At 67.8% G+C, this 22,191-nt stretch carries 23 protein-coding genes, 1 tRNA gene and 1 other RNA gene; 18 read left to right on the top strand and 7 right to left on the bottom strand.

Translation table 11 applies throughout. The annotated features are described in order from the left end of the window. The first annotated feature begins 7 nt into the window (after nt 1–7). A complete protein-coding gene (locus tag EX88_RS0118915; RefSeq protein ID WP_031373556.1) occupies nt 8–244 on the top strand; it encodes a hypothetical protein in 237 nt (78 codons plus the stop codon). A 362-nt stretch (nt 245–606) separates the two neighbouring features. Next, nucleotides 607–1,956 carry a Na+/H+ antiporter NhaC family protein gene (locus EX88_RS0118910; protein ID WP_051885299.1) on the top strand — a complete coding sequence of 450 codons (1,350 nt, stop codon included), beginning with the start codon at nt 607–609 and terminating at the stop codon, nt 1,954–1,956. A 188-nt stretch (nt 1,957–2,144) separates the two neighbouring features. Here the strand turns inward: EX88_RS0118910 and EX88_RS0118905 are convergent, their stop codons facing one another. Continuing rightward, a complete protein-coding gene (locus EX88_RS0118905; protein ID WP_031373554.1) occupies nt 2,145–3,383 on the bottom strand; it encodes a lytic transglycosylase domain-containing protein in 1,239 nt (412 codons plus the stop codon). 29 nt (nt 3,384–3,412) lie between these two features. Next, entirely contained in the window at nt 3,413–4,198 is a 786-nt protein-coding gene (gloB, locus tag EX88_RS0118900) for a hydroxyacylglutathione hydrolase (RefSeq protein ID WP_031373553.1), read from the bottom strand. A 187-nt stretch (nt 4,199–4,385) separates the two neighbouring features. Here gloB and EX88_RS24790 point away from each other — a divergent pair, with 187 nt between their 5' ends. The 3 genes from EX88_RS24790 (at nt 4,386) to dnaQ (ending at nt 6,446) form a co-directional block, all read left to right on the top strand. Continuing rightward, entirely contained in the window at nt 4,386–5,096 is a 711-nt protein-coding gene (locus EX88_RS24790) for a methyltransferase domain-containing protein (RefSeq protein ID WP_051885298.1), read from the top strand. A gap of 30 nt (nt 5,097–5,126) precedes the next feature. Further along, on the top strand, nt 5,127–5,597 hold the full coding sequence (gene rnhA / locus EX88_RS0118890; RefSeq protein ID WP_031373551.1) for a ribonuclease HI: 471 nt from the start codon (nt 5,127–5,129) through the stop codon (nt 5,595–5,597). Between the two features lie 111 nt (nt 5,598–5,708). Then, nucleotides 5,709–6,446 (top strand): DNA polymerase III subunit epsilon, encoded by a 738-nt coding sequence (gene dnaQ / locus EX88_RS0118885; protein WP_031373550.1) that lies wholly within the window; start codon nt 5,709–5,711, stop codon nt 6,444–6,446. Between the two features lie 400 nt (nt 6,447–6,846). On the opposite strand, the gene EX88_RS0118880 is transcribed toward dnaQ, so the two are convergent. Together EX88_RS0118880 and EX88_RS0118875 are read right to left on the bottom strand one after the other, a co-directional pair. After that, a complete protein-coding gene (locus tag EX88_RS0118880; RefSeq protein WP_031373549.1) occupies nt 6,847–7,551 on the bottom strand; it encodes a PP2C family protein-serine/threonine phosphatase in 705 nt (234 codons plus the stop codon). A 471-nt stretch (nt 7,552–8,022) separates the two neighbouring features. Further along, nucleotides 8,023–8,113, bottom strand: a tRNA-Ser gene (locus tag EX88_RS0118875). A 141-nt stretch (nt 8,114–8,254) separates the two neighbouring features. Here EX88_RS0118875 and EX88_RS0118870 point away from each other — a divergent pair. Next, nucleotides 8,255–8,662: a DUF6165 family protein gene (locus EX88_RS0118870; RefSeq protein WP_031373548.1), complete on the top strand. Its 408-nt coding sequence runs from the start codon at nt 8,255–8,257 to the stop codon at nt 8,660–8,662. A gap of 22 nt (nt 8,663–8,684) precedes the next feature. Then, nucleotides 8,685–9,338, top strand: a complete 654-nt coding sequence (locus tag EX88_RS0118865; protein ID WP_152566359.1) for a hypothetical protein — start codon at nt 8,685–8,687, stop codon at nt 9,336–9,338. Here the strand turns inward: EX88_RS0118865 and EX88_RS0118860 are convergent. Next, nucleotides 9,335–10,411: a glycosyltransferase family 9 protein gene (locus tag EX88_RS0118860; RefSeq protein WP_031373546.1), complete on the bottom strand. Its 1,077-nt coding sequence runs from the start codon at nt 10,409–10,411 to the stop codon at nt 9,335–9,337. The two genes, EX88_RS0118865 and EX88_RS0118860, sit on opposite strands and share 4 nt — an antisense overlap. A gap of 22 nt (nt 10,412–10,433) precedes the next feature. On the opposite strand from EX88_RS0118860, the gene EX88_RS0118855 reads away from it, so the two are divergent. From EX88_RS0118855 to EX88_RS0118815, 9 genes are read left to right on the top strand one after another with little or no spacing between them, the layout of a single operon-like run. Then, entirely contained in the window at nt 10,434–11,183 is a 750-nt protein-coding gene (locus tag EX88_RS0118855) for a 3-deoxy-D-manno-octulosonic acid kinase (RefSeq protein WP_031373545.1), read from the top strand. 30 nt (nt 11,184–11,213) lie between these two features. After that, nucleotides 11,214–11,969, top strand: coding sequence for an MBL fold metallo-hydrolase (locus EX88_RS0118850; RefSeq protein ID WP_031373544.1), 756 nt, complete (start codon nt 11,214–11,216; stop codon nt 11,967–11,969). 47 nt (nt 11,970–12,016) lie between these two features. Continuing rightward, a complete protein-coding gene (gene moaA, locus EX88_RS0118845; protein WP_051885301.1) occupies nt 12,017–13,015 on the top strand; it encodes a GTP 3',8-cyclase MoaA in 999 nt (332 codons plus the stop codon). Nucleotides 13,016–13,022: 7 nt separating this feature from the next. Beyond that, a complete protein-coding gene (locus EX88_RS0118840; RefSeq protein ID WP_200875870.1) occupies nt 13,023–13,757 on the top strand; it encodes a phytanoyl-CoA dioxygenase family protein in 735 nt (244 codons plus the stop codon). Continuing rightward, a complete protein-coding gene (gene moaC / locus EX88_RS0118835; RefSeq protein WP_031373541.1) occupies nt 13,739–14,266 on the top strand; it encodes a cyclic pyranopterin monophosphate synthase MoaC in 528 nt (175 codons plus the stop codon). Before EX88_RS0118840 ends, moaC begins: the two co-directional genes overlap by 19 nt. Further along, nucleotides 14,263–14,505, top strand: coding sequence for a molybdopterin converting factor subunit 1 (gene moaD, locus EX88_RS0118830; protein ID WP_031373540.1), 243 nt, complete (start codon nt 14,263–14,265; stop codon nt 14,503–14,505). Before moaC ends, moaD begins: the two co-directional genes overlap by 4 nt. Before the next feature lies 1 nt (nt 14,506). Continuing rightward, nucleotides 14,507–14,935, top strand: a complete 429-nt coding sequence (locus tag EX88_RS0118825; protein WP_031373539.1) for a molybdenum cofactor biosynthesis protein MoaE — start codon at nt 14,507–14,509, stop codon at nt 14,933–14,935. 31 nt (nt 14,936–14,966) lie between these two features. Continuing rightward, a complete protein-coding gene (locus EX88_RS0118820) occupies nt 14,967–15,374 on the top strand; it encodes a hypothetical protein (RefSeq protein WP_152566358.1) in 408 nt (135 codons plus the stop codon). 27 nt (nt 15,375–15,401) lie between these two features. Then, nucleotides 15,402–16,415: a YncE family protein gene (locus tag EX88_RS0118815; RefSeq protein ID WP_051885297.1), complete on the top strand. Its 1,014-nt coding sequence runs from the start codon at nt 15,402–15,404 to the stop codon at nt 16,413–16,415. Between the two features lie 56 nt (nt 16,416–16,471). Here EX88_RS0118815 and ffs read toward each other — a convergent pair. Further along, nucleotides 16,472–16,568, bottom strand: an RNA gene (gene ffs / locus EX88_RS25420) — signal recognition particle sRNA small type. Between the two features lie 230 nt (nt 16,569–16,798). Between ffs and EX88_RS0118810 the strand changes: the two genes are divergently transcribed. Continuing rightward, on the top strand, nt 16,799–17,533 hold the full coding sequence (locus tag EX88_RS0118810) for a metallophosphoesterase family protein (protein WP_031373536.1): 735 nt from the start codon (nt 16,799–16,801) through the stop codon (nt 17,531–17,533). A 90-nt stretch (nt 17,534–17,623) separates the two neighbouring features. Here EX88_RS0118810 and EX88_RS0118805 read toward each other — a convergent pair whose 3' ends face one another. Further along, entirely contained in the window at nt 17,624–18,964 is a 1,341-nt protein-coding gene (locus EX88_RS0118805) for a glycosyl hydrolase family 28-related protein (RefSeq protein WP_031373535.1), read from the bottom strand. 897 nt (nt 18,965–19,861) lie between these two features. Here EX88_RS0118805 and EX88_RS0118800 point away from each other — a divergent pair. After that, nucleotides 19,862–22,191 (top strand): DUF6531 domain-containing protein (locus tag EX88_RS0118800; protein WP_161786149.1); only part of this gene is annotated, 2,330 nt, incomplete at its 3' end.

Raw genomic sequence — 22,191 nt, 5'->3', positions numbered from 1 at the left:
GAAGGTCATGAAGATCAGGAAGATGAAGGGCAAGGCAATTGCGTTCGCAGCGCTCGTGTCGATGGGGGCGGTCGGTACCGTCGCCGCGTACCCGGCGCCGGGTACGTGCACGGCCGCCAATCAAGGCCAACGGGTGACGGAACGGTCTTGGGATGGCAGCTCGCGGATCTATCTGTGCGACGAAGGGGTCTGGCAGACCTATGCGATCTGCGACAACCGCGGACGTTGCATCATCGTGATCTGAGGCCTGGCGGCATGGCTGGGTCGTGCAGGATCGCGAGCCACGACCATAGCGATACTTTCGACGGGGCGCCTTCGGGCGCGTGCAGGATCGCGAGCCACGACCATAGCGATACTTTCGACGGGGCGCCTTCGGGCGCCCCGTTGCGTTTGAGCATGCGCCGGCGGCGGCCGGGAGCCGTTCCCCGCCCGTCGCGGGAACGGGCTTGGCGGCCGCTTGTAGCAGGGGAGAGGCGGGGTAAGGGCAAGCCAGACCTCCGCGCTCCCGCTAGCATGGCCCCGACGCAGCATTCCACCGCCAGCACTCGACAAGCGTGATGCTGCGCTGCAAAATCGCCAGGTTTTCTAATCCATTCGGATGAAGCGATGAATCAACCGCTCCGCCCCGGCGCTCCGCTGTCTCCCAGTGCCTGGGCGCTGACGCCGCTGCTGGTGTTCCTGGCCCTGTTCTTCGGGGCCGGGCTGTATTTCACTTCGCACGGCGACGCCATGGGCTTCTACCAGTTGCACGCGCCGGTCGCGATCCTGCCGGCGCTGGCGCTGGCTGCGTTCATCGCCTGGCGGCGCGGGATCAAGCCGCTGGACACCCTGCTGTCGGGCATGGGCGATCACAACGTCGTGCTGATGTGCCTGATTTTTCTGCTCGCCGGTGGCTTCGTCGAAGTGTCCAAGGCGATCGGCGCGGTCGACGCGATCGTCGCCCTCGGCGTCGGCAACGTGCATCCGGCTTTGCTGCTGCCGGCGCTGTTCGTGGTCGCCGGTTTCATTTCGTTGTCGCTCGGCACCTCGATGGGCACGATCGCCGCGGTCGCGCCGATCGCGCTCGGCGTGTCCGACGCTTCCGGCCTGGATCGCGCGCTGGTGCTCGGCGCGGTGATCGGCGGCGCCACCTTCGGCGACAACCTGTCGGTGATTTCCGACACCGCGATCGTCGCCAGCCGCACCCAGGGCTGCACGATGCGGGAGAAATTCCGCGAGAACCTCAAGCTGGCGCTGCCGGCGGCGATCGGCACCCTGGTGCTGCTCGGCTTTCTCGGCGAAACCGCGCCGGTGACCACGCCCGACACGGTGTCGCCGTGGTTGATCCTGCCGTACTTGGTGGTGCTGGGCTTGGCCATCGCCGGGGTCGACGTGATCATCGTGCTGAGCATCGGTCTGGTCATCGCCGGCTTGTTCGGCGTGTTCCTGGCCGAGGATTTCGGCTTCGCCGCCTACACCGCGCACATCTGGGACGGCTTCGAGAGCATGGTCGAAATCACCCTGCTTTCGTTGCTGGTCGGCGGCCTGGGCGCGCTGATGAAAGCCGCCGGCGGACTGGCCTGGCTGGCGCAGGTGATCGGCAAGTTCGCGCGCGGCCATCGCAGCCGCCGTGCCGGCGAGATCAGCATCGCCGCGTTGTCGGCGACCAGCGACGTGTTCACCGCCAACAACACGGTCGCGATCCTGATCAGCGGGGGGCTTGCCCGCGACGTCGCTCAGCAGCACGGCGTGCCGCCGGCGCGCGCGGCGAGTGTGCTCGACATCTTCGCCTGCGTGACCCAGGGCGTATTGCCGTACGGCGCGCAGATCCTGCTCGCCGCATCCTTGAGCCAGGTCTCGCCGCTGGCCTTGGTCGGCAACGTCCACTACAGCTGGCTGCTCGGTGGTATCACTTTGCTGTCCATGCTGTGGCCGTCGCGCCGGCGCAACGAAGCCGACGCCACCGCGGCAACGTAAACCATCCGACCGATCCCGCCGCGCGCTCAGCGCAGGCGCTTCGACAGAGCCCGGCATGTCCGGGCTCTGTGCGTTCTGGTGCCTGCAGATCGAATGGCGGAAGCGAGTGTGTTCGTGCGGAACGAGCGATGGAGGGCTAGGGCGATGTCTCTACGAAACGCCCTGGTCCCGCGCGATGCCTATGCCGATCAGTCGCCGCCGTTCGGCGCATCGATCAACAAGGCCTGGCCGGGTTTGAGCACGGCCTTGGCGTTCAAGCCGTTGCGCTTGAGCAGGTCGGCGACGCGGATGCGGTAGCGCTTGGCGATGGTCCAGGCGTTGTCGCCGCGGCCGACGGTGTGGCGACGCGGGCTGGCGTTCGCGGCGGGTTCGCCGTTCTTGGCGACGGCGACTTCGGCCGAACCGGTGGTGACGGTGTCGGCGGCGGTTTCGCCCGCCTTGGTGCGGGTGCTCGGCGGCGATTCGATGGCGGCGATGGCCAGGTCGGCTGCGACCGGAGCGGGCGCGTTCGCCGCGCCCGCGGCGACAGCGAGCAGCGGTGCGCGGCGGGTGCTGACGCGGCCGATCGAGCCGTTGGCGAACACTGGGTTCAAGCGCCGCAATTGCGCCGCGTCCTGGCCGGTGCGCGCGGCCCAGCCGTCGATGTCGCCGACCTCGGACGGCAGCGTTACCGCCTGCAGATGCGGCACCGGGCGATCCAGGGCCTGCAGCCATTCCTCGCGGTCGTCGGCTTGTTCCATCAGGCACGACAGCGCATGCAGTTTGCGCACGTAGGCCTGGGTGATGTCCGACAGGCCCGCAAGCTGGTCGGGGCGGGCATTGGCAGCGGTCTGACCGTTGCGCTTGAGCGCGTTGAGGATGCGGTATTCGCCGGCGTTGTAGGCCATCACCGCCAGACGCCAGTCGCCGCCGAACATGCCGTGCAGGGTCTTGAGATAACGCACCGCGGCCTGGGTCGAATCGACCGGCGACAAGCGGCCGTCGTAACCCTCGCGCATCGGTACGCGATGGTTGCGTGCGGTCAGGGCGATCATCTGCCACAGCCCGGCGGGGCCGGCGGCACTGCGCGCGCCGGGGCGGTAACCGCTCTCGACGAAGGGGATCAGCGCGTATTCGGTCGGCAGGTGCGCTTCGCGCAAGGCGTCGACCACGTAGCCGAACAGCGGCAGCAGGTCGTCGTCGGAGCGGGCCAGGCGCTTGGGCGCGGTGGCGAAATGTTGGCGCCAGCGCGTGCTTACGCCCGGCTCGCAACTCGGGTCGGCGAGGCCGTCGCGGAAGCGCTGGTAGATGTCGCGGCCGTTGCGGGTCGGCCCCGAAGGCGCGTCGGCCTTGGCGGGGGTGGGCTTGGCTGCGGGGGCTTCGGTGGCCCCGGCTGGCGCGGCGCAGGCCGCGCTCAGCCACAGCGCGGCGAGCAGGGCGGCACGCAGCGGCGCGCGCCGCCTGGCGTCGGCCCGCTTCAAGCGCGGAACCCGTCTTTCCAACGCCGCAACTCGGCGAAGGCCTGGACTTCGTCCTCGGGCGGGTGGCCCAGGCGCGAGGTGATCGAGCGCAGCACGCCGGCTTCGCGGGTGCGCAGGAAGGGGTTGGTTGCGCGCTCGTCGAGGAGGCTGCTGGGAACGGTGGGACGACCGGCGTTGCGCATGGCCTGAGCCTGTTCTATGCGGCGCCGCAGCGCCGGGTTGTCGGGTTCCACCACGCTCGCGAAGGCGGCGTTGGACAGGGTGTATTCGTGGCCGCAGCAGACCCGGGTCTCGTCCGGCAGGGCCGCCAGGCGGGTCAGCGAGACCAGCATCTGGGCGGCGGTACCTTCGAACAGGCGCCCACAGCCCAGGCTGAACAAGGTGTCGCCGCTGAACAACAGGCGCTCGTCGCCATGGGCGCCGCGGTCCAGGTAATAGGCGATGTGGCTGCGGGTGTGGCCCGGCACCGCCATGACATCGAGGGTCCAGCCGGCGACGTGCAGCTTCACGCCCTCGTCGACCCGGGCGGTCGCGCTGAGGATGCGTTCGTCGTCGGGGGCGAACACCGGGATCTCCGGCCAGCGCTCGCGCAGGGCGGCGGTGCCGCCGATGTGGTCGTCGTGGTGGTGGGTCAGCAGGATCCCGACCGGGCGCAGGCCGTGCGCGGCCGCGGCCATCACCGGTGCGGCGTCGCCGGGGTCGACGATCAGCGCCGATTCGTCGTCGCCCGACAGGGCCCAGATGTAGTTGTCGCTGAGGGCGGGCAGGGCGAGCAACCGCATCGTCGGTCTCCTGGCGGGCGCGGGCGGGACGGACCGCTTCGCGGGCTGGGTGGGGCCGGGTGGGCCCCGGGCAGGGCTGGATAACGATTTGCCTGACGCCGCCCCGGGGGCGCACAGTCGGGGTATTCGCAAGCCCCGTGCCGTCCTGGCCCGATGCCTTCCGAGACTCCTGTCGAGAACCGCGACCATGCCCGCCCTGTCCCACGGCCGTCAACCCGACCCCGCCCCCGACTGTCCGCTCAACTGGTTCGGCGAGGTGGTCGGGCAGGGGCTGCTCGAGGTCGAGGCCGCGGCCATGTCCCGGGTGCTCGCGGCCAGCCCGACCTTGCCCTGGGCCTGGTTCGGCGTTGCCGCCGCGTCGCCGCCCGGCGGCCGGCGCGGGCTGGCGCTGCGGCGCAGCCCCAAGGGCTTCGACGGCGCGGTGCGCTGCCGCCTGCCGTTGCCGCTGGCCAGCGAGGCCTTCGGCGCGGTGTTGCTGCAGCACGTGTTCGACGACGGCGCCGACCCGCAGCCGCTGCTCAGCGAGTGCGCGCGGATCCTCGCGCCCGGCGGCCGGCTGTGGTTGGCGACCCTCAATCCCTGGAGCCCGTACCGCCTGCGCTGGGCCGGCAGCGGCCTGCGCGCGCGCGATGCCGGCCATTGGCAGGCGATGCTGCGCGCCTCGGGTTTCGGCGCCGATGCGGTCAGCCTGCAATGGCTGGGCCCGCGCTGGCGGGTCGCCCATGGCGAGGCCGGCGTCGGCGCTGCCGACGTGGTGCGGGCTGGGGTGGCGCTGACCCTGACCAAGCGTGTGCATGCCGCTATCGGGCCGATGCGGGTGCAGCAACTGCGCTGGCAGACCGGCCTGGTGCCGCGCGACGTGCATCGCGGCTCCGCTCGCGGCGCGCAAAGGCGATAATGCCCGGCTGTCGTATAGAGAAGCCGTTGCGTGAGCGAATCCAGTCAAGACGCCGAGAAGATCGTAGAAATCCACACCGACGGCGCCTGCCTCGGCAATCCCGGCCCGGGCGGCTGGGCGGCACTGCTGCGCTATAAGGGCCGCGAGCGCGAACTCGCCGGCGGCGAGCCCGACACCACCAACAACCGCATGGAGCTGATGGGCGCGATCATGGGCCTGGAAGCGCTGAGCGAGCCGTGCAAGGTGGTGCTGACCACCGACTCGCAGTACGTGCGCAAGGGCATCACCGAATGGATCGGCAACTGGGTCCGGCGCGGTTGGAAGACCGCCGGCGGCGATCCGGTCAAGAACCGCGACCTGTGGGAGCGCCTGCACGTCGCGAGCCGGCGCCATGCGATCGAGTGGAAATGGGTCAAGGGCCACTCCGGCAACCCCGACAACGAGCGCGTCGACGTGCTGGCGCGGGTGCAGGCGGAGCGCTTGCGGGCCTATCGGCCCTGAAGACAGGAGTGAGTGGATAGGAGTGAGGAGTGAGCCCGAGCGAAAGCCGGCTGTGCCTCGCTCTTTCTCATTTCTCACTCCTCCAGACTCGCTCCCCGCTAGAATCCCCCGATGCGTCAAATCATCCTAGATACCGAAACCACCGGCCTGAGCTGGGAACGCGGCAACCGCGTGGTCGAAATCGGCTGCGTCGAATTCGTCGAACGCCGCCCGACCGGCCGCACCTATCACCAGTACATCAAGCCCGATTGCGACTTCGAGGCCGGCGCCCAGGAAGTCACTGGCCTGAGCCTGGAGATCCTGGCCGACAAGCCGCTGTTCGAACAGATCGTCGACGAGTTCCTCGCCTTCATCGAAGGCGCCGAAGTGATCATCCACAACGCCGCGTTCGACGTCGGCTTCCTCGACAACGAACTGTCGCGTTGCGGGCCGCAGTACGGCAAGTTGCGCGACCGCGTTACCATCGAAGACTCGCTGCTGCTCGCGCGCCAGCGTTTCCCCGGCCAGCGCAACTCGCTCGACGCCTTGTGCAAACGCCTCGGCGTCGACAACTCGCACCGCCAGTTGCACGGCGCCTTGCTCGACGCCCAGTTGCTGGGCGAGGTCTACATCGGCCTGACCTCGGGCCAGGAAGAGATCGGGTTCGGCGACCCCGGCGCGGCCGCGGCCAGGCTCGAACAAGCCAGCTTCCAGGTCGACGTCAGCGCCCCGCGCCCGCGCGTGATCGTGTTGCCGGCCGAACTCGCCGCCCACGAAGCGCGCCTGGAAAAGCTGCGCAAGAAAGCCGGCAAATGCATCTGGGACTTGGCGATGCCGCCGGTCGAGGTCGCGCAGGCCGTCGAGGCCTGAGCGCAAGCATCGCGATGCCCATCGGGCATCTCCAGCGACCTGCGATCCGCAGTGGCGTAACTACCCGGCCGTCATCCCCGCGAAGGCGGGGATCCAGAGACTTCAGCGTTTTGGCTGCAAGCGTTCGGGATGCCTTGCTTGTACAGCCAGCAGTGCGTCATACCCGCAGACGCGGTGATGGGGCGCTGTGAACCCCTGGCCGGGTGCCTTCGGAGTCACGTCGCGATAGAGCCCTGGGTTCCCGCCTGCGCGGGAACGACGGGGGCGATAGCGCGGCATTCCTGGATGAGGAACTGGAGCGACTCCTGCCGTGCAAGCCAGGCAGTGCGAATCGCAGGCTTGGAATTAATTAGACGATTTTGTCTTTGCGTAAAATCGCGTCGCCGACAGGCCCGGCGCCTCAGTGGCTGCGCACCAGCACCACGGTCACATTGTCCGAGCCGCCGCCGTCGAGCGCCGCGGCGACCAGCGAATCCACGCATTCCTGCGCGCTGCAGTCGTTGTGTGCCAGCACCCGGGCGATGCTGCGGTCGTCGACCTCTTCGGTCAGGCCGTCGCTGCACAGCAGCAACTGCATGCCCGGGCGCAGTTCGCCGTTCATGGTCTCGACGTTGAGGTTGCGCGGGTCGGTCACGCCCAGAGCCTGGGTGACGACGTTGCGGTGCGGGTGGCTGCGTGCCTGTTCGTGGGTGATCGCGCCGTTGGCGATCAGCTCCTGGACGTAGCTGTGGTCCTGCGACAACTGGGCCAGATGGCCGTCGCGCCACAGGTAGACCCGGCTGTCGCCGACCCAGGCCACTTCGAAGCGGTTGCCGTTGATGCGGGCCGCGACCACGGTCGTGCCCATCGGCAGGGCGTCGTTGCGCCGGCGCGAGGTGCGGATGATCTCTTCGTCGGCGATGCGGATGGCCTGCGCCAGCGGGGCGCCGTTGCGGACCTCGCGGACGATGGCCTCGCGCGCCAGCGCGCTGGCGACCTCGCCGTACTCGTGCCCGCCCATGCCGTCGGCGACCAGCCACAGGCCGAGTTCGCTGTCACCGTAATAGGTGTCTTCGTTGAGTTCGCGGCGCAGGCCGACATGCGTGAGGTGTCCGAATTCGATCATCTGTCGGTCGTGCCGCTCGCAGTTGTCGGGTTTGCCAATGCTGAAAACGCAATCATCGCGATCAAGCGGCCGCGTAGCAAGAAAGCGTGATCCGTGTTCGGCTTTCATGCCCGAGCATGGATGAAGGCCGCGTGTGGATCGGATCGGTAGAGACGGTGGTGGCGCAAGGCATCGACGGTGGCTCCTGCGCGAGTGGGACGAAGCAAGCTGGAGCGTGGCCCACGTCGGCCAAACGGCTCATGAAGCACCGGCTTCACACACTGGACGAGCGAACGCGGCCGTTGTGAAAACCCTCGCCCGAGTCGCTGACGATGGCGGCCGTGCCGATGACCGGTTATGCGAGGCGGGGTGGAGCGCAACTTTCGGTTTCGATCGGACCGATCCCGTACCGGGCCACGCGGGCATCGCCACATCGGCCGGACCAGGGCCCAAAAACAAAACGGGCCCCGAAGAGCCCGTTCTGTCTGTATCTGGCGGAGAGGGGGGGATTCGAACCCCCGGTACGCTATAAACGTACGCCTGATTTCGAGTCAGGTACATTCAACCACTCTGCCACCTCTCCGGGTGCAGTGAGCCGAGAATGATACGGGCTGAAACATCCGCCGACAAGGCTTGTCGTGATCGCCGCGTCGGCGCCCTCCCGGGGCCGGGGAGGGCGGGGCTACACTAGCGGCCTTCTTTCGCAACGAAACGGCTGCGCGACATGTCCGAAATCCTGGTCCCGGTGTCCTTTGGCGAATTGCTCGACAAGATCGCGATCCTGCAGATCAAGTCCGAGCGCATGACCGACGAGGCCAAGCTGGCCAACGTCCGCAACGAGCTCAGCGCGCTCGAGCAGACCTGGATGGCCCACCCGGCCGCCGGTGGCGACGTGGTCCGCCTGCGCGCCGAGCTCAAGGCCGTCAACGAGCGCCTGTGGGTGATCGAGGACGACATCCGGATCAAGGAAAAGCGCCAGGAGTTCGATGCCGAGTTCATCCGCCTGGCGCGCTCGGTCTACATCGAGAACGACGTGCGGGCACGGGTCAAGAAGGACATCAACCTGGCCCTGGGCTCGACCTACGTCGAAGAGAAGTCCTACCAGGACTACGGCCCCGGCCTGGTCGGCTGAGCGGGCGGCCGCGGCGATGCCGGTGGCCGAACCCAAGCCGCGCGCTGCGGGCGCCTGGCTGTACGACGATCTGCTCGCCTGGCTGTGCCCGGGCGGGCTGTTGCTGACGGCATTGGCCCTGCGCCACCCGGCCGGCCTGCACCTGCTGCGCGAGCAGGCCCCCGAGCTGACCCTGCCGACCTGGTTCGCCGGCGCCTATGCGCTGGGCCTGGCCCTGAGCCCGATCGGCCGCCTGGTCTACGGCGTCGCCCAGGGCATCGTCTGGCCGCGCTTGCGCCAGGCCTGGGCGCCGGCCATCGCCTTTCTGTCGCAGCGACTGGCGCGCAGCGAAGGGCTGGTGCTGCCCGATGCCGCACACATGTCGACCTCGGTCTTCCACGATGTCGACCGGCGCATGCGCGAATATCTGGAGGCGGCCGACCCGTCTTCGCGCAACGCCCTCAACCGCATGAAAGTGTTGTGCAGCCTTTCGTGCAATGCCGCTGCGGCCTGTCTGGTGTTCGTCGCCGTGGAAGCGCTGACCGGCGGCTGGCGCGACTGGAGCGGCGGCGAGATCGCGGTCGCCGCGTTGGTGATCGCGCTGGCGCTGATCGCCGCGGTCTATCGCGAGCGCCGCCGCCAGCGCACCCAGTTGTCGATCTGGCGACGGCTGCAGATCGAGAACGACGCGTCTTAGCGCAGCGAATGATCGGCGAGGTAGCGCTCGAATGCGGCGACGCCGTCCTCGACCGAGATCAAATCCATCACGCCTTCGTGTTCGATCTTGGTGCCCCAGGCGATGTCGGCCGCGGGCTTGCCGAGATACTTGCGCGCGGCGTCGTCGTAGCGGTCGGCGCAGTAGCGGCGGTCGCTGTAGGGGCCGCTGCGTGCGGGGTTGCTGGCTGCATGCAGGCCGAGCACCTTGGTGCCCATGGCGTTGGCGATGTGCATCGGGCCGGAGTCGGGGGTCATCAACAGCTGGCCGCGTTCGAGCAGCGCCGGCAGTTGCTTCAAGGTGTCCTTGCCGACCAGGTCCAGCGCCGGGTGGCGCATCGCCGCGAGGATCGCGTCGGCGGTGTTGCGTTCGAGTTCGCTGCGGCCGCCGCACAGCACCACCCGCCAACCGCGCTCGACCGCGTGATCGGCGACCGCGGCGTAGCGGTCGTTGCGCCAGTTGCGCACGGTGTGGCTCGAACACGGCGAGATCAGCAAGGTCGGTGCCTCGTCCTGCGGCCATTGCGCGCGCGCCCATTCGCGCGCGTCCTCGGGCACGGGCAAGTCCCAGCGCACTTCGGTCTGGCGCAGGCCGAGCGGTTCGCAGAAGCTGCCGATCGCGTCGAGCACGTGGATGCCGGGGCGGTCGGGGATGCGCTCGTTGATGAAAAGCCCGTGCAGGTCCTTCGAGCGCGAGCGGTCGTAGCCCACCCGGCGCTGCGCCGGCAGGAAGGCCGACAGCAGGTTGGCGCGCGCGGCCACCTGCATCTGCAGCAGCACGTCGAAGCGGCCGCCGGGGAGGGGGCGTTCGCGCAGGCTGCGGCGCAGGGCGCGCATGCCGGCGAAGCCGCTTTTCTTGTCGTACTCGAGGAATTCGACGCCTTCCAGGCCTTCGAGCAGGCGCCGCTCGCCCTTGCCGATGATCCAGGCGATCGAGGCCTGCGGCCGCGCCGCGCGCAAAGTGCGCACCAGCGGTACGACGTGGGTCACATCGCCGAGCGCGGACAGGCGCAGCAGGCAGATCGAAGAATGGGAACTGAGAGGCGATGTGGTCACGTGACTTGTTAGACTCGGTCGGATGACGGGTTATGACGCCGCCGAGGGACTGACGCCGTACCGCGACGATAGCGGTTACGGTGCGATTCTGTTCGACCGCGCGCAGGTCCAGCAAGCCGCGCCGGAATGGTTCTCGCCGGCGCACTGGGGCGGCAACGCGCGTCCGGTCGACAGCGGCGGCCGTGGCGGCGCCTGGTTCGTCGATGCGCCGTTCGGCCGGGTGGTGCTGCGCCGTTACCTGCGCGGCGGCCTGATCGCACGCTTCAATCGCGACCGCTATTGGTGGAGCGGCGCCAACCAGACCCGCAGCTTCGCCGAGTTCCGCCTGCTGCGCGAACTGGCCGGCAAGGGTCTGCCGGTGCCGAAGCCGGTCGCCGCCTGGTATCGCCGCGACGGTTGGTATTACTACGCCGCGATCCTGCTTCAGCGCCTCGGCGACGTGCGCTCGCTGGCCGACCGCGCCGCCGTGGCCGGCGACGGCGCGCCTTGGGAAGAGGCCGGGCGGCTGATCGCGCGCTGTCACCGGGCCGGCCTCGATCACGCCGACCTCAACGCCACCAACCTGCTGTTCGACAGCGGCGGGCACGGCTGGGTGATCGACCTGGACCGCGGCCAGATCCGGATTCCGGCGACCCCCTGGCGCGAGCGCAACCTGGCCCGGCTGAAGCGTTCACTGTTGAAATTGCGCGGCGACCGCGGCGAGGCCGAGGTCGAACGCGATTTCGCCCGACTGCGCACGGCCTATGACCGCGCCTGGGAACGTGGTTACTAAAGACGTGGTCAGCGAATCGAGGGGACGGGCATGACTTGGCGGTTGCGTTTGCACGGCGTCGGCAATGCGTCGGCGGTCGAGCTGGGGTCGGCGATGGCCACGCTGGAGCGCGACGGCGAGCCCTGGCTCACCATCGATTGCGGCGGCGAGGGCCTGACCGCGTTCCTGGCCCATTACGGCCGGATGCCGGAGGCTCTGTTCGTCACCCATACCCACCTGGACCATATCGCCGGGTTCGAGCGCCTGTTCGTCGCCCACTATTTCGACCCGCAGCGGCGCGGCAAGGTGCGGCTGTACGTGCCGGCGACGGTGGTGCCGCTGCTGCACCAGCGGGTGGCCGACTACCCGAACGTGCTGGCCGAGGGCGGGGTGAATTTCTGGGACGCCTTCCAACTGGTGCCGGTCAGCGGCCATTTCTGGCACGGGGGCCTGCGCCTGGAGGTGTTCGCGACCCGCCACCACTGGCCCGACAGCGCCTTCGGCCTGCGCCTGCGCGGCAGCGCCATCTGGACCGGCGACACCCGCCCGATCCCCGAGGTCCTGGCCAAATACGCCGATGCAGGCGAGCTGATCGCCCACGACTGCGCCCTGCACGGCAACCCCTCGCACAGCGGCATCGAGGACCTGGAGCGCGAATACTCGCGCGAACTGCTGAATCGCTGCCTGCTTTACCACTACGGCAGCCGCGAAGAGGGCGACGTATTGGCGGCGCGGGGGTATCGTGTCGGTAGGCCGGGCGAGGCGATCGAGCTGGCCGAGCCCACCGTTACGCAACTGCCGTCCTAGTGAATGCCGCCTTCGTGAGTGCCGCCCCCGGTCTGCCGCCGCTGCCGATGCCGTTGGATCTCCACGGCCGGCCGCTGCGCGACTTGCGCTTGTCGGTGATCGAAGCCTGCAACTTCCGCTGCCCCTATTGCATGCCGGCCGAGCGCGTGCCGGACGACTATGGCCTGGATGCGGCCTCGCGCCTGAGCTTCGACGAGATCGAAACCCTGGTGCGCGGTTTCGTCCGTGTGGGCGTCAGCAAACTGCGCCTGACCGGCGGCGAGCCGCTGCTGCGCAAGCGCCTGCCCGAGCTGGTCGCGCGCCTGGCGCGCATCGAAGGCATCGACGACCTGGCGCTGACCACCAACGGCTCGCTGCTCGCGCGTCATGCGCGGGCGCTGCGCGAGGCCGGCCTGCGCCGCCTGACGGTGAGCCTGGACGCACTCGACCCCGAGCGTTTCCGGCGCCTGTCCGGCGGCCGCGGCGAAATCGCCGACGTGCTCGAGGGCATCGCCGCGGCGCGCGCGGCGGGCTTCGATTCCATCAAGATCAACTGCGTGGTCCAGCGCGGCATCAACGAAGACCAAGTGTTGCCCTTGGTCGAACATTTCCGCGGCAGCGGCCATGTGCTGCGTTTCATCGAATATATGGACGTGGGCAACTGCAACGACTGGAGCGCCGAGGGCGTGGTGAGCTCGCAGGCCCTGCGCGACCGCATCCACGCGCGCTGGCCGCTGCGCGCGCTCGACGCCAATTACCGGGGCGAAGTCGCTTCGCGCTACGGCTTCGCCGACGGCCAGGGCGAGATCGGCTTCGTGTCCTCGATCAGCGCGCCGTTCTGCGGCGATTGCCATCGCTCGCGGGTGTCCGCCGACGGCCGGCTGTACACCTGTCTGTTCGCCGCCGAAGGCACCGACCTGCGGCCGTCGCTCGCGCTGGGCGAAGCCGCCTTCGCCGAACGCCTGGCCGGGCTGTGGTCGCGCCGCGGCGACCGCTACAGCGAATTGCGCGCCCTCGACGCGCCGCGCTCCAAGCGCCACGTCGAGATGTTTTTGATCGGCGGTTGAAGCTGTGATGTCGTCGTTAGCCTGCAGTGCGGTCCAGTCGTTCCCGGTTGCGGCTTTCGACTCCATGCTCTCCGGGTCGCTCGAGGCGCAAGGCTTTCTTCGTTTGCCCGGTGTGCTCGGTGCGGTGGACGTCGCTGCCATGGAGGCTCATGTCGACGCCTGCGATGGCGACGATGCGGGCACCCGCAATCTGCTTCAACACGCGTGGTGCCGGGCGCTAGTGGCGCCGTTGCGCCTGCGGCTTCGCGACCTGGGTGTGTTGGCCGAGGATGCGCTCGCCGTGCAATGCACCTTATTCCGCAAAAGCCAGTCGCGTAACTGGAAAGTCGCCCTGCATCAGGACTTGTCGATCCCGGTCGCCGAGAAGGTCGCGAATGAGGCGCTCTCCGACTGGTCGCACAAGGAGGGCTCGCATTTCGTCCAGCCGCCGACGGCGCTCCTGGAGCGGCTGACCGTCGTGCGCATCCACCTGGATCCGTGTACCGATTCCGATGGACCGTTGCGAGTGGTGCCGGGCTCGCATCTGGTTGGAAAGCTCAGCGCGCAAAGGGCCAGCGCTCTGCGCGAGGAGCGCGGCGAGACACAATGCACCGCACGGCCGGGCGATCTGCTTATCATGCGACCGTTGCTGTTGCATGCTTCTTCCAAGGCCAGCCGGCCGCAGGGGCGGCGGCGCGTCCTGCATTTCCTGTTCGGCCCGTCCGACCCCGGGCACGCACTGCGATGGAGTCTGGCGATTTGAAATCCAAACCTTCCCTTACCCATGTCGACCGCGACGGCCGCCCGGCGATGGTCGACGTGTCGGACAAGTCGGTGACCACCCGCGAGGCGGTCGCGCAATGCCGCGTGCGTTTTCCGGCCGCGGTCGCGCTGCAACTGCGCGCCAGCGGACTCAAGAGCAAGAAGGGCGCGGTGATCGACACCGCCATCATCGCCGGCACGATGGCGGTCAAGCGCACCCATGAGCTGATCCCGTTCTGTCATCCGCTGCCGATCGACGGCTGCCGTTTAAGTATCGATTGGGACGGCGACAACAGCTTGATGATCGAGTGCGAGGTCAAGACCACCCACCGCACCGGCGTCGAGATGGAAGCTCTGACCGGCGCGACGGTCGCGGCGCTGACCGTCTACGACATGTGCAAGGCCTTGTCGCATGGCATCGTGCTCGGGCCGGCCAAGTTGACCGGCAAGCGCGGCGGCAAGCGCGACTTCGCCGCGAAGCCAAAGCGCAGGGCGGGGGACGAGCGATGAGCCGGCTCACCGTGCTGTATTTCGCCAGCCTGCGCGACGCCGCCGGCGTTGCCAGCGAATCGGTCGAGGCCGACGCGGCCGATCTGCGCGCGCTGTACGACTCGCTGCGCCAGCGGCATGGGTTCGCCCTGCCGGTCGAGCGCCTGCGTGTCGCCGTCGACGGCGCTTTCGCGCGCTGGGACGAAGCGCCGCGCGCCGGCAGCGAAGTCGCCTTCATTCCACCGGTCTCGGGAGGCTGAGATGGCACGATTCGCCTTGTCCGAGCATTCCTTCGAGATCGCACCCTTGCGCGCGCAACTGCTCAGCGATCGCGCCGGCGCCTTCGCCAGCTTCGAGGGTTGGGTGCGCGACCACCACGGCGGCCGTGCCGTCGCCGGCCTGCGTTACGAAAGCTATGCCGCACTCGCCCTGGCCGAAGGCGAGCGCGTGCTGGAAGAAGCCATCGAGCGTTTCGCCATCGTCGATGCGCGCTGCGTGCACCGCGTCGGCGACCTGGCGATCGGCGAGCTCGCGGTCTGGGTCGGGGTCAGCGCCCCCCATCGCGAAGCCGCGTTCGCCGCCTGCCGCTACATCATCGACGAGACCAAGTCGCGGGTGCCGATCTGGAAGCACGAGCGTTATGCGGATGGGGATGCGGATTGGTTGCATCCGGAGTCGCCGGCGGCTTAAGGAGCGAACCATGCAGAGGACGGAGCCATCCTTGCACAAGACGCTCGTCATCCTCGTAGGGATGGCGGCCGCTGCGCTTGTGCCTGCGATCGGCCTGAATCTGCCTTCGGCACTGATCGACGGCACTTCCCTGTCGATGACGAACATCTTATTCATCCCGCTGGCTTACATGTTCGTCTTGCCCATCGCGTTGGTATTCGGGGTTCCGATGGTGGTGCTGTTCGACCGTTTCAATCTGGTCAACGTGTGGACTGCGATGGGATCGGGCGCCTGTGTCGGCGCTATCGCGGCGATCGTCATCAGATTGCCTGCTCCACCGGTGCCGAGGGACTTGCTGGTGGATTGCCCGTTGGGGTTGTTGTCGGGAATCGTGTTCTGGCTGGTTTGGCGTTGGAACTACCCGAGCAGACTCCCTTCTGGTGATCTCGGCAGCCGATAGAGCCTGCTGTTTCCGGAGCCTAGGACGATGCGATATCGCTCGCTGTGCCTGATCCTCCTGCTCGCCGCCGCCGTGCCGGCGCTTTCGGGCGAGCTGTTGGTCGGCAACAAATCCGCGGATACCATCTGGCGTCTGTCGCTCGACGATGGCCATAAGCTCGGCGAATTCGCTACCGGCCAGGCGCCGCACGAAATCGCAGTCAGCCACGACGGCGGCACTGCGCTGGTGGCGAACTACGGCAGCCGCGAAACCCCGGGCCATACCTTGAGCGTGCTCGACCTGCGAAGCGGCAAGCCGCCGCGCATCATCGACCTCGGCCGCCACGGCCGCCCGCATGGCTTGCGCTTCCTGCCCGGCGATCGCGAAGCCTTGGCGACGACCGAGGCCTCGGGTCATCTGCTGCGCATCGATCTGGCCGGGGGCCAGATCGTCGCCGAGATCGCGATGGGCGAGGGGCGCGGCCACATGGTCGTGGTATCCGCCGACGGCAAGGCTGCCTACGTCAGCAAAATCGACCGGGGCACGGTCAGTCGCGTCGATCTGAACCGCAATGCCAAGAGCGCGGAAGTCGAGGCGGGCAAGGGCGCCGAAGGCATCGCGGTACGCCCCGGCAGCGGCGAAGTCTGGGTCAGCAACCGCGAGGCCGGCACCGTGACCGTGCACGACGCGCGCACGCTCGCGATCCGCAAAACCTTGCCGAGCCCGGGCTTTCCGATTCGCGTCGCCTTCACCGCCGACGGCCGCCACGCCCTGGTCAGCAACGCACGCGCGGCGACGGTGTCGGTGTTCGATGCGCGTCGCAAGAAAGCGCTGGCGACGATCGCGCTGTCGCGCGAAGGCGCCGAGTACCGCGACACCTTGCTCGGTCGCGCTGCCTTGCCGATCGGCGTGGTGGCCGACCCGAAGCGGCCGCGGGTCTATGTCGCGATCAGCGGCGGCGACGAGGTCGCGGTGATCGACCGCAAGACCTGGAAACCGATCGCCTACTGGAAGACCGGGCGCGAGCCCGATGCGCTGGCCTTGTCGCTGCCGGGCGATTGAGCCGATCCGTCGGACGGCCTCGTTCGGGGTAATCCCAGGGCCCGAAAAGGCGGCGGCCCCGCAAGCGTGACTCCGGCGCCCGAATCGGTCGATACCGTTGCTGCCTTCCGGCCCTGGCGGGATTTTCAACTTATCGTCGCGGAGGCGCCAACGGGGCCACCATAGAGAACGAAGGCGCCGCAGCGCTTTCGCGACTCCGATGGACAGCTGCGGTCGCCGGTGGGGCGGCCCGGTTGTCGACCGGAGAGCCCAGTATTCTGCCTGAAGCCGCCATCGCGGCGCAATCTCGGCCGCCGCACGCCCATACATCGGCCTGGAGAGCCGCATGGCGCCTTGCCCGCGGCTCTGCGTAGGCCGGGCAGCCCTGGCGCTAGAATCGACCGATGCGCATAGCCGTCATTTCCGATGTCCATGGCAACCTGGGGGCGCTCGATGCGGTCCTGGCCGATATCGAGCGGCGCGGCGTCGATCTCGCGGTCAATCTCGGCGACCTGTTGTCCGGCCCGCTGCGGCCGTGCGAAACCGCCGACCGCCTGATCGCGCTGCGCTGGCCGACCATCGCCGGCAATCACGAACGCCAGGTGCTGACCGATCCGCCCGAACGCATGAGCGCGTCCGACCGTCATGCCGTCGCCGAGATCCGTCCCGACCAGCGCGAGTGGCTGCGCAGCCTGCCGCCGACCTGGCGCTTGAACGAGGAGGTGCTGCTGGTCCATGGCACGCCGCGCAGCGACCTGGAGTGTTTCATCGAGACCGTCGACGAGCACGGCATGCGCCCGGCTCATCACGACGAAGCGGCGCAGCGTGCCGGCGGCACCGATGCGCGTGTGATCCTGTGCGGACACACCCACGTGCCGCGCAGCCTGCGCTTGGCCGATGGGCGTTTGATCGTCAATCCCGGCAGCGTAGGTTTGCAGGCTTACGCCGGCGAGCATCCGCATCCGCACCGGGTCGAGACCGGTTCGCCGCAGGCGCGCTATGCCATCGTCGAGCGGGCCAACGACGAATGGAGCGCGCAGCTGCTCACGGTGGACTACGACTGGTATGCGGAAGCCGAACGGGCTTTGCGCAACGGCCGGCCCGATTGGGCGCGCGCATTGGCGACGGGTTACGTGTAGGCGGATGCGGGCCTGGTTCGGCTCGCAGCGAACGACCCATCCGCCAGCTTCGAGACCGGCGCGGGGCGAATCCGCCCCGCGCCGTGCCGCTTACTTCTGCACCAGGAACTGCGCCATGGGGTAGTTGAAGGTGTGGCACTGTTCGAAGACCAGCCGTTCGCGATTGACCGTAGCGAAAGACTCATGGCGCCCCATGAGCTGGCACGACTGCCATTTCACGTAGGGCATGTCGCCGCCGCGCGGCCGATAGGTGACCGGGATCGACGGCGGGCCGATGTGGCTCTGGAACGAACGCGCCGCATCGGTGCAAGAGATGAAAGTCAGGTTCGCGTTCGCCGCATCCCATCCGCAATTCATCAGCTTGCTCTTGGCATGGCGCAACTCGAAGCGCACGCCCATCACGATCAGCGTCTTGACCGTGTTGTTGTGCGGGCCCGGCGGCAGGTCGAAGAACACCGACGGGATGTCCTGGGTTTCGTTGCACTGGATCCAGGAGCCGCCGTACACGTTGATGTAGCCGCCACGCGCGAAGCGCAGCAAGGTGCCGCTCTGGTACTCGAACTTGCAGTCGCGGAACCAGAAATTCAGGAACTGATCCTGCTGGCTGTGGGTCGGCGTCATGCCCGAATGCAGGAAGGCGTCGCCCAACACGACATCGTTGGCCAGGTGGCAGCGATTGAAAGCCCACTCGGAGTTGAGGTTGGAATCGGCCGGGCCGTCCAGGCCGATCACCCGGTTCCAGGGGCCGCGCCATTCGACGTCGTCGAAGGCGAAGTCCTGGTTGGTTCCGCCGGCCACCGAGGCCCAGCAATAGATCCAGTTGAGCCCCGGACGCGCGGCGCGGAAGCTGATCTCGCGCACGCGTAACTGGCGCAGGCGGCCGTAGGCGGTCAGCAGATTGTTGGCGAACGCGTCGCCACCGCTCGGGGCGGCGTCGAACAGGATCTCGGAGCTGCGCTTGCCCTGGCCTTCGATGACATAGCCGTTGATCTTGGTCTTGCCGGTGTCCGGGCCCTTGGGCAGCAGCACGTCGGCCTTGGTCACGCGGTAGATGCCGGCCGGGAAATACAGGTGATGGGTCAGCCAGCCGTTGCCGTTCCTGGATGCGAACACCGCATCGCGCGCGCGTTCGATCGCGGCGGTGTCGTCGGTGCTGCCGTTGCCGACCGCGCCGTAGTCCTTGACGTTGATACGGCCCGGGTCGGTCCCGACCAGCGCGGTGGACGCCAACGCGCCGTCGCGACGCGGCGCCGGTGCGCCGCCGATGGGTTCGTTCTGGTACATCGAACCGCCGATCGAGGCGGCGGTGGTGGCCGCGGCGGCCGCGCCGGCGCCGGCGATCATGCCGGCCGCGCCGATCAGCTTGCGGCGCGCACGCGAATGGGGGCCGGTATCGGCACTTGCATCGGAACTCGTGGTCTTCTTGCTCATTAGGCATCCTAGGTAAGTGCCCGGATCGGGCATGACGTGACGGTCGCGACCGGCGGTGGGGGCCACACCGGGCACGTACGGTCGCGAACGTCGGGCGCAATCTAGGCGTCGCTTGTCATGGCCGATGCGATGCACGGCGCAGTTTTCCCGGACAACGGCCACAAGGTTTGTAACGATCCGTCTTAGTGAGTCCGCGGTCGCGCTCTGGCAGCGGTCTCCACGACCCTCACGCCTTGCTGCGGCAGTGGTGCAGTGATGTTGCGACAGCGGCGTGGATGCGCTGGGACGTCGGGCGGGGAAGGCCTTGGCGTGGTATTCGAGCCGCATCGAATGGATGCCGGTCATCCGGTATTTAGCTTGCGTCGAGACGGCCTGCGAAAGCCGCTCGATAGATCGCGGCGATTGCGCCGCAGTCGCGACATTTTGTGCGCGGCGTCTCTGTTTGTAATTTTGCGCAAAGGCCTCGCCTTGTACTGGCTTTCGCGAACCCGTTGCGCCTACAGTGAGCGCCGAACACGCCCTTGCATGCGTCCGTTGCCGACGCTCAGCACGCGTCGCTGCCGTTGAGATGCGCGGGCGTAGTATCGACCTGCCGACCTAAGGAAAGGGAACAATGCAGATGGATTTGCCCGCACGCACAGCGGCCGCCACGGCCGTGCTTCGGCCAGCCGCCGAGATCGAAACCGCCCTGACTTTCGTTGTCGCAAACGCGGCGGCGCCGCCATGCCCCGGCTCGAACCGGCGGCCACGCGTCGCCGCCCAGACATAAGTACCGATCAAGCTGCACACGATGCCCGACGGTTCGCTTTCGGATATCGAATCCCCCATGCCGGCGCCGGCGGTCCTCCCTCACCGACCGTGCGTACGGCCTCTCCAAGCTCCATAGAAGGAATGACCATGACAGTTGTCGCAACGGATGCCGACAATGAGGCCGAACGCCGGCCGGCTCGAACCCGTATCGGCTGGAACCTGACTCTGGCCTCGCTGGGCTTGCTGCTCGCCTCGGGCGCGCAGGCGCAGGAAACGGTAAAGCTGTGGCGCACCAACAGCCTCGCGCTGGCGCCGCAGACCACCGAAGCCGCGATGCAGCAGGGCATCAGGAATTACTTCGCCCAGTTCGGCGGTCCGCCGATGAGCATGTACGTCAAAAACGAGGTCACCCTCAACAGTAAGACCGTCTACAAGTACGCCATCGAGCCCAAGCCGCCGACCTTGACCGATTGGGCTTACAAGGAGCTCAACGACCCGTCGGGTACGCCGACGCAGACTTCGATGGACGCGATCGTCGCCCGCATCAAGCAGGACTACGACGCCCAAAGCGTCGCTCAGGGCTGCGCGGCGGCCAGCACGGTTACGCCGACGGTCTGGACAACGGATCTGACCTGGTCGACCAGCCCGATCGCGATTCGCGAATCCACGCCTACCGACGTCAAATACATGGTGGCGCCCGGAGGCGGCGGTGCCTGTTATCTCACCAACACCCAGGTCAAGATCGTCAAGGATCGGGCGGCCAGTTGCCCCGGCCGGCTCATGACCTGGAACACCGATCTCAATGCCTGTGGCGCCGGGTCGAGCTTCGACATGGCCTATTACAGTGATCCGCTGCCGAGCAACGAGTGCCCGGTTGGCAATCCCTGTGACCCGACAACCGGGGACAAGTCCGAGCCGGCGCACGATTTCGATCTGGGCTGGATTGCATTCGATCGCCATTACCACTCGCTAACGTCGACTGCCGCTGGCGGATTCGGTTATGGCTGGACGCATTCGCATAATCTGCGGCTGTCGGTCGGCCCCGATCCGACCACGCCTTCCGACCCGACGGTCCGTATCGGTTTCATTGAAGCCGATGGTTCGCAGGTCGCGTTCACACTGGTGGGCGCCGCGTACGAGGCGAACGACCAAAGCGGCGACCGGGTCGTCGCCGACGGCGCGCAGTGGCTGATGCATCGCAGCGACCGGATGCTGCGCTTCGACGCCGCCGGCCGTCTGCTGGAACAGCGTTTCGAGAACGGCTCGGTCCTGAGTTATAGCTACGATGGAATGCGCCGTCTGGCCGCGATCGCCCACAACAGCGGCCGCAGCCTGGTGTTCGAGTACACCGCGGGCGGCGACGACGCGCCGATCACTGCGATTCGTTTGGCCGGCGTAGCGCTCGCGTCTTATGCCTTTAACGCCAATGGACAGATCGAAACCGTCACCTATCCTGGCGGCGAGTCGCGGACCTATCACTATGAAGATACGAGGTTTCCTCTCAATCTGACTGGCGTAACCGCGGAGGGCGGCCAGCGCTACAGTACGTTCAATTACGATGCCAAGAATCGGGTGACCTTGAGCGTCCATTCCGGCAATGCCGACCGCGTCACCCTGACCTATCCTTCGACGGGTGGTTCCATCGTCACCGATCCTCTCGATCGGCAGACCACCTATGGTTTGACCGCGTCGCCGGCGAGCGGTGCGCCGCGCAAGGTCAGCGGCCTGACCGACACCCGCGGCACCATCGGCAGGACGTATTACGACGAAACCGTCGACTTCCGCCGTCGCCTCGACACCGTCACCGACCGCAACGGCACCCAGACCAAGCACACGTATGCCGAGGCGAATGACCCGGTGACCGGGCAGCTAGCGCGCACGCATACGGTCAAGGAAGCGGTCGGTCTGGCGCAGGAACGCACCAGTGCGGAACGCCGCGACCTCGCCAGCAACCGCACATTGCTGACCACGGTCGGCAACCGCGAGACCCGCATCGTCCGTAACGCGCGCCTGCAGCCGGTTACGGTCACCGTGCGCGACACGGTCAGCAACCAGACCCGCACGACGACCTATGCCTACTGCGAAGCCGCCGACGTGGCCGCGAGCAACAGCACCTGCCCGATCCTGGGGCTGGTCAAGTCGGTTGATGGTCCGCGCACTGACGTCAACGACATCACGACGTTCCAGTACTACGGCAGCGACGACAGCACCTGCGCGGCCCAGCCGGCGTTGTGCACCTACCGCAAGGGCGACCTGCGCAAGGTCGTCGATGCGCTGGGCCGCAGCACCGAGACCTTCGGCTACGACCCGCAGGGCCGCCCGCTATCGGTCGTCAACGCCAACGGAATCGTCACCGACTACGAGTACCACCCGCGCGGCTGGTTGGCCGCGACCAAGGTGCGCGGCGCCGACAACAGCGTCGAGACCGACGACCGCATCACCCGGGTCGAGTACTGGCCGACCGGCCTGGTCAAGCG

Origin of the sequence: Lysobacter antibioticus, from assembly GCF_000731095.1 — a bacterium.
GTDB lineage: Bacteria > Pseudomonadota > Gammaproteobacteria > Xanthomonadales > Xanthomonadaceae > Lysobacter > Lysobacter antibioticus_B.
Note: the sequence above shows the minus strand (reverse complement) of the source record. Positions and strands in the feature narration are given on the sequence as shown.

Coding starts and splice junctions, on each gene's coding strand:
- EX88_RS0118805 (WP_031373535.1), bottom strand. CDS start 18,964: ATGAGCAAGAAGACCACGAGTTCCGATGCAAGTGCCGATACCGGCCCC.
- dnaQ (WP_031373550.1), top strand. CDS start 5,709: ATGCGTCAAATCATCCTAGATACCGAAACCACCGGCCTGAGCTGGGAA.
- EX88_RS0118815 (WP_051885297.1), top strand. CDS start 15,402: ATGCGATATCGCTCGCTGTGCCTGATCCTCCTGCTCGCCGCCGCCGTG.
- EX88_RS0118825 (WP_031373539.1), top strand. CDS start 14,507: ATGGCACGATTCGCCTTGTCCGAGCATTCCTTCGAGATCGCACCCTTG.
- moaD (WP_031373540.1), top strand. CDS start 14,263: ATGAGCCGGCTCACCGTGCTGTATTTCGCCAGCCTGCGCGACGCCGCC.
- EX88_RS0118810 (WP_031373536.1), top strand. CDS start 16,799: ATGCGCATAGCCGTCATTTCCGATGTCCATGGCAACCTGGGGGCGCTC.
- EX88_RS24790 (WP_051885298.1), top strand. CDS start 4,386: ATGCCCGCCCTGTCCCACGGCCGTCAACCCGACCCCGCCCCCGACTGT.
- EX88_RS0118850 (WP_031373544.1), top strand. CDS start 11,214: ATGACTTGGCGGTTGCGTTTGCACGGCGTCGGCAATGCGTCGGCGGTC.
- moaC (WP_031373541.1), top strand. CDS start 13,739: ATGGAGTCTGGCGATTTGAAATCCAAACCTTCCCTTACCCATGTCGAC.
- gloB (WP_031373553.1), bottom strand. CDS start 4,198: ATGCGGTTGCTCGCCCTGCCCGCCCTCAGCGACAACTACATCTGGGCC.
- EX88_RS0118915 (WP_031373556.1), top strand. CDS start 8: ATGAAGATCAGGAAGATGAAGGGCAAGGCAATTGCGTTCGCAGCGCTC.
- EX88_RS0118840 (WP_200875870.1), top strand. CDS start 13,023: ATGTCGTCGTTAGCCTGCAGTGCGGTCCAGTCGTTCCCGGTTGCGGCT.
- moaA (WP_051885301.1), top strand. CDS start 12,017: ATGCCGTTGGATCTCCACGGCCGGCCGCTGCGCGACTTGCGCTTGTCG.
- EX88_RS0118870 (WP_031373548.1), top strand. CDS start 8,255: ATGTCCGAAATCCTGGTCCCGGTGTCCTTTGGCGAATTGCTCGACAAG.
- EX88_RS0118855 (WP_031373545.1), top strand. CDS start 10,434: ATGACGGGTTATGACGCCGCCGAGGGACTGACGCCGTACCGCGACGAT.
- EX88_RS0118880 (WP_031373549.1), bottom strand. CDS start 7,551: ATGATCGAATTCGGACACCTCACGCATGTCGGCCTGCGCCGCGAACTC.
- EX88_RS0118910 (WP_051885299.1), top strand. CDS start 607: ATGAATCAACCGCTCCGCCCCGGCGCTCCGCTGTCTCCCAGTGCCTGG.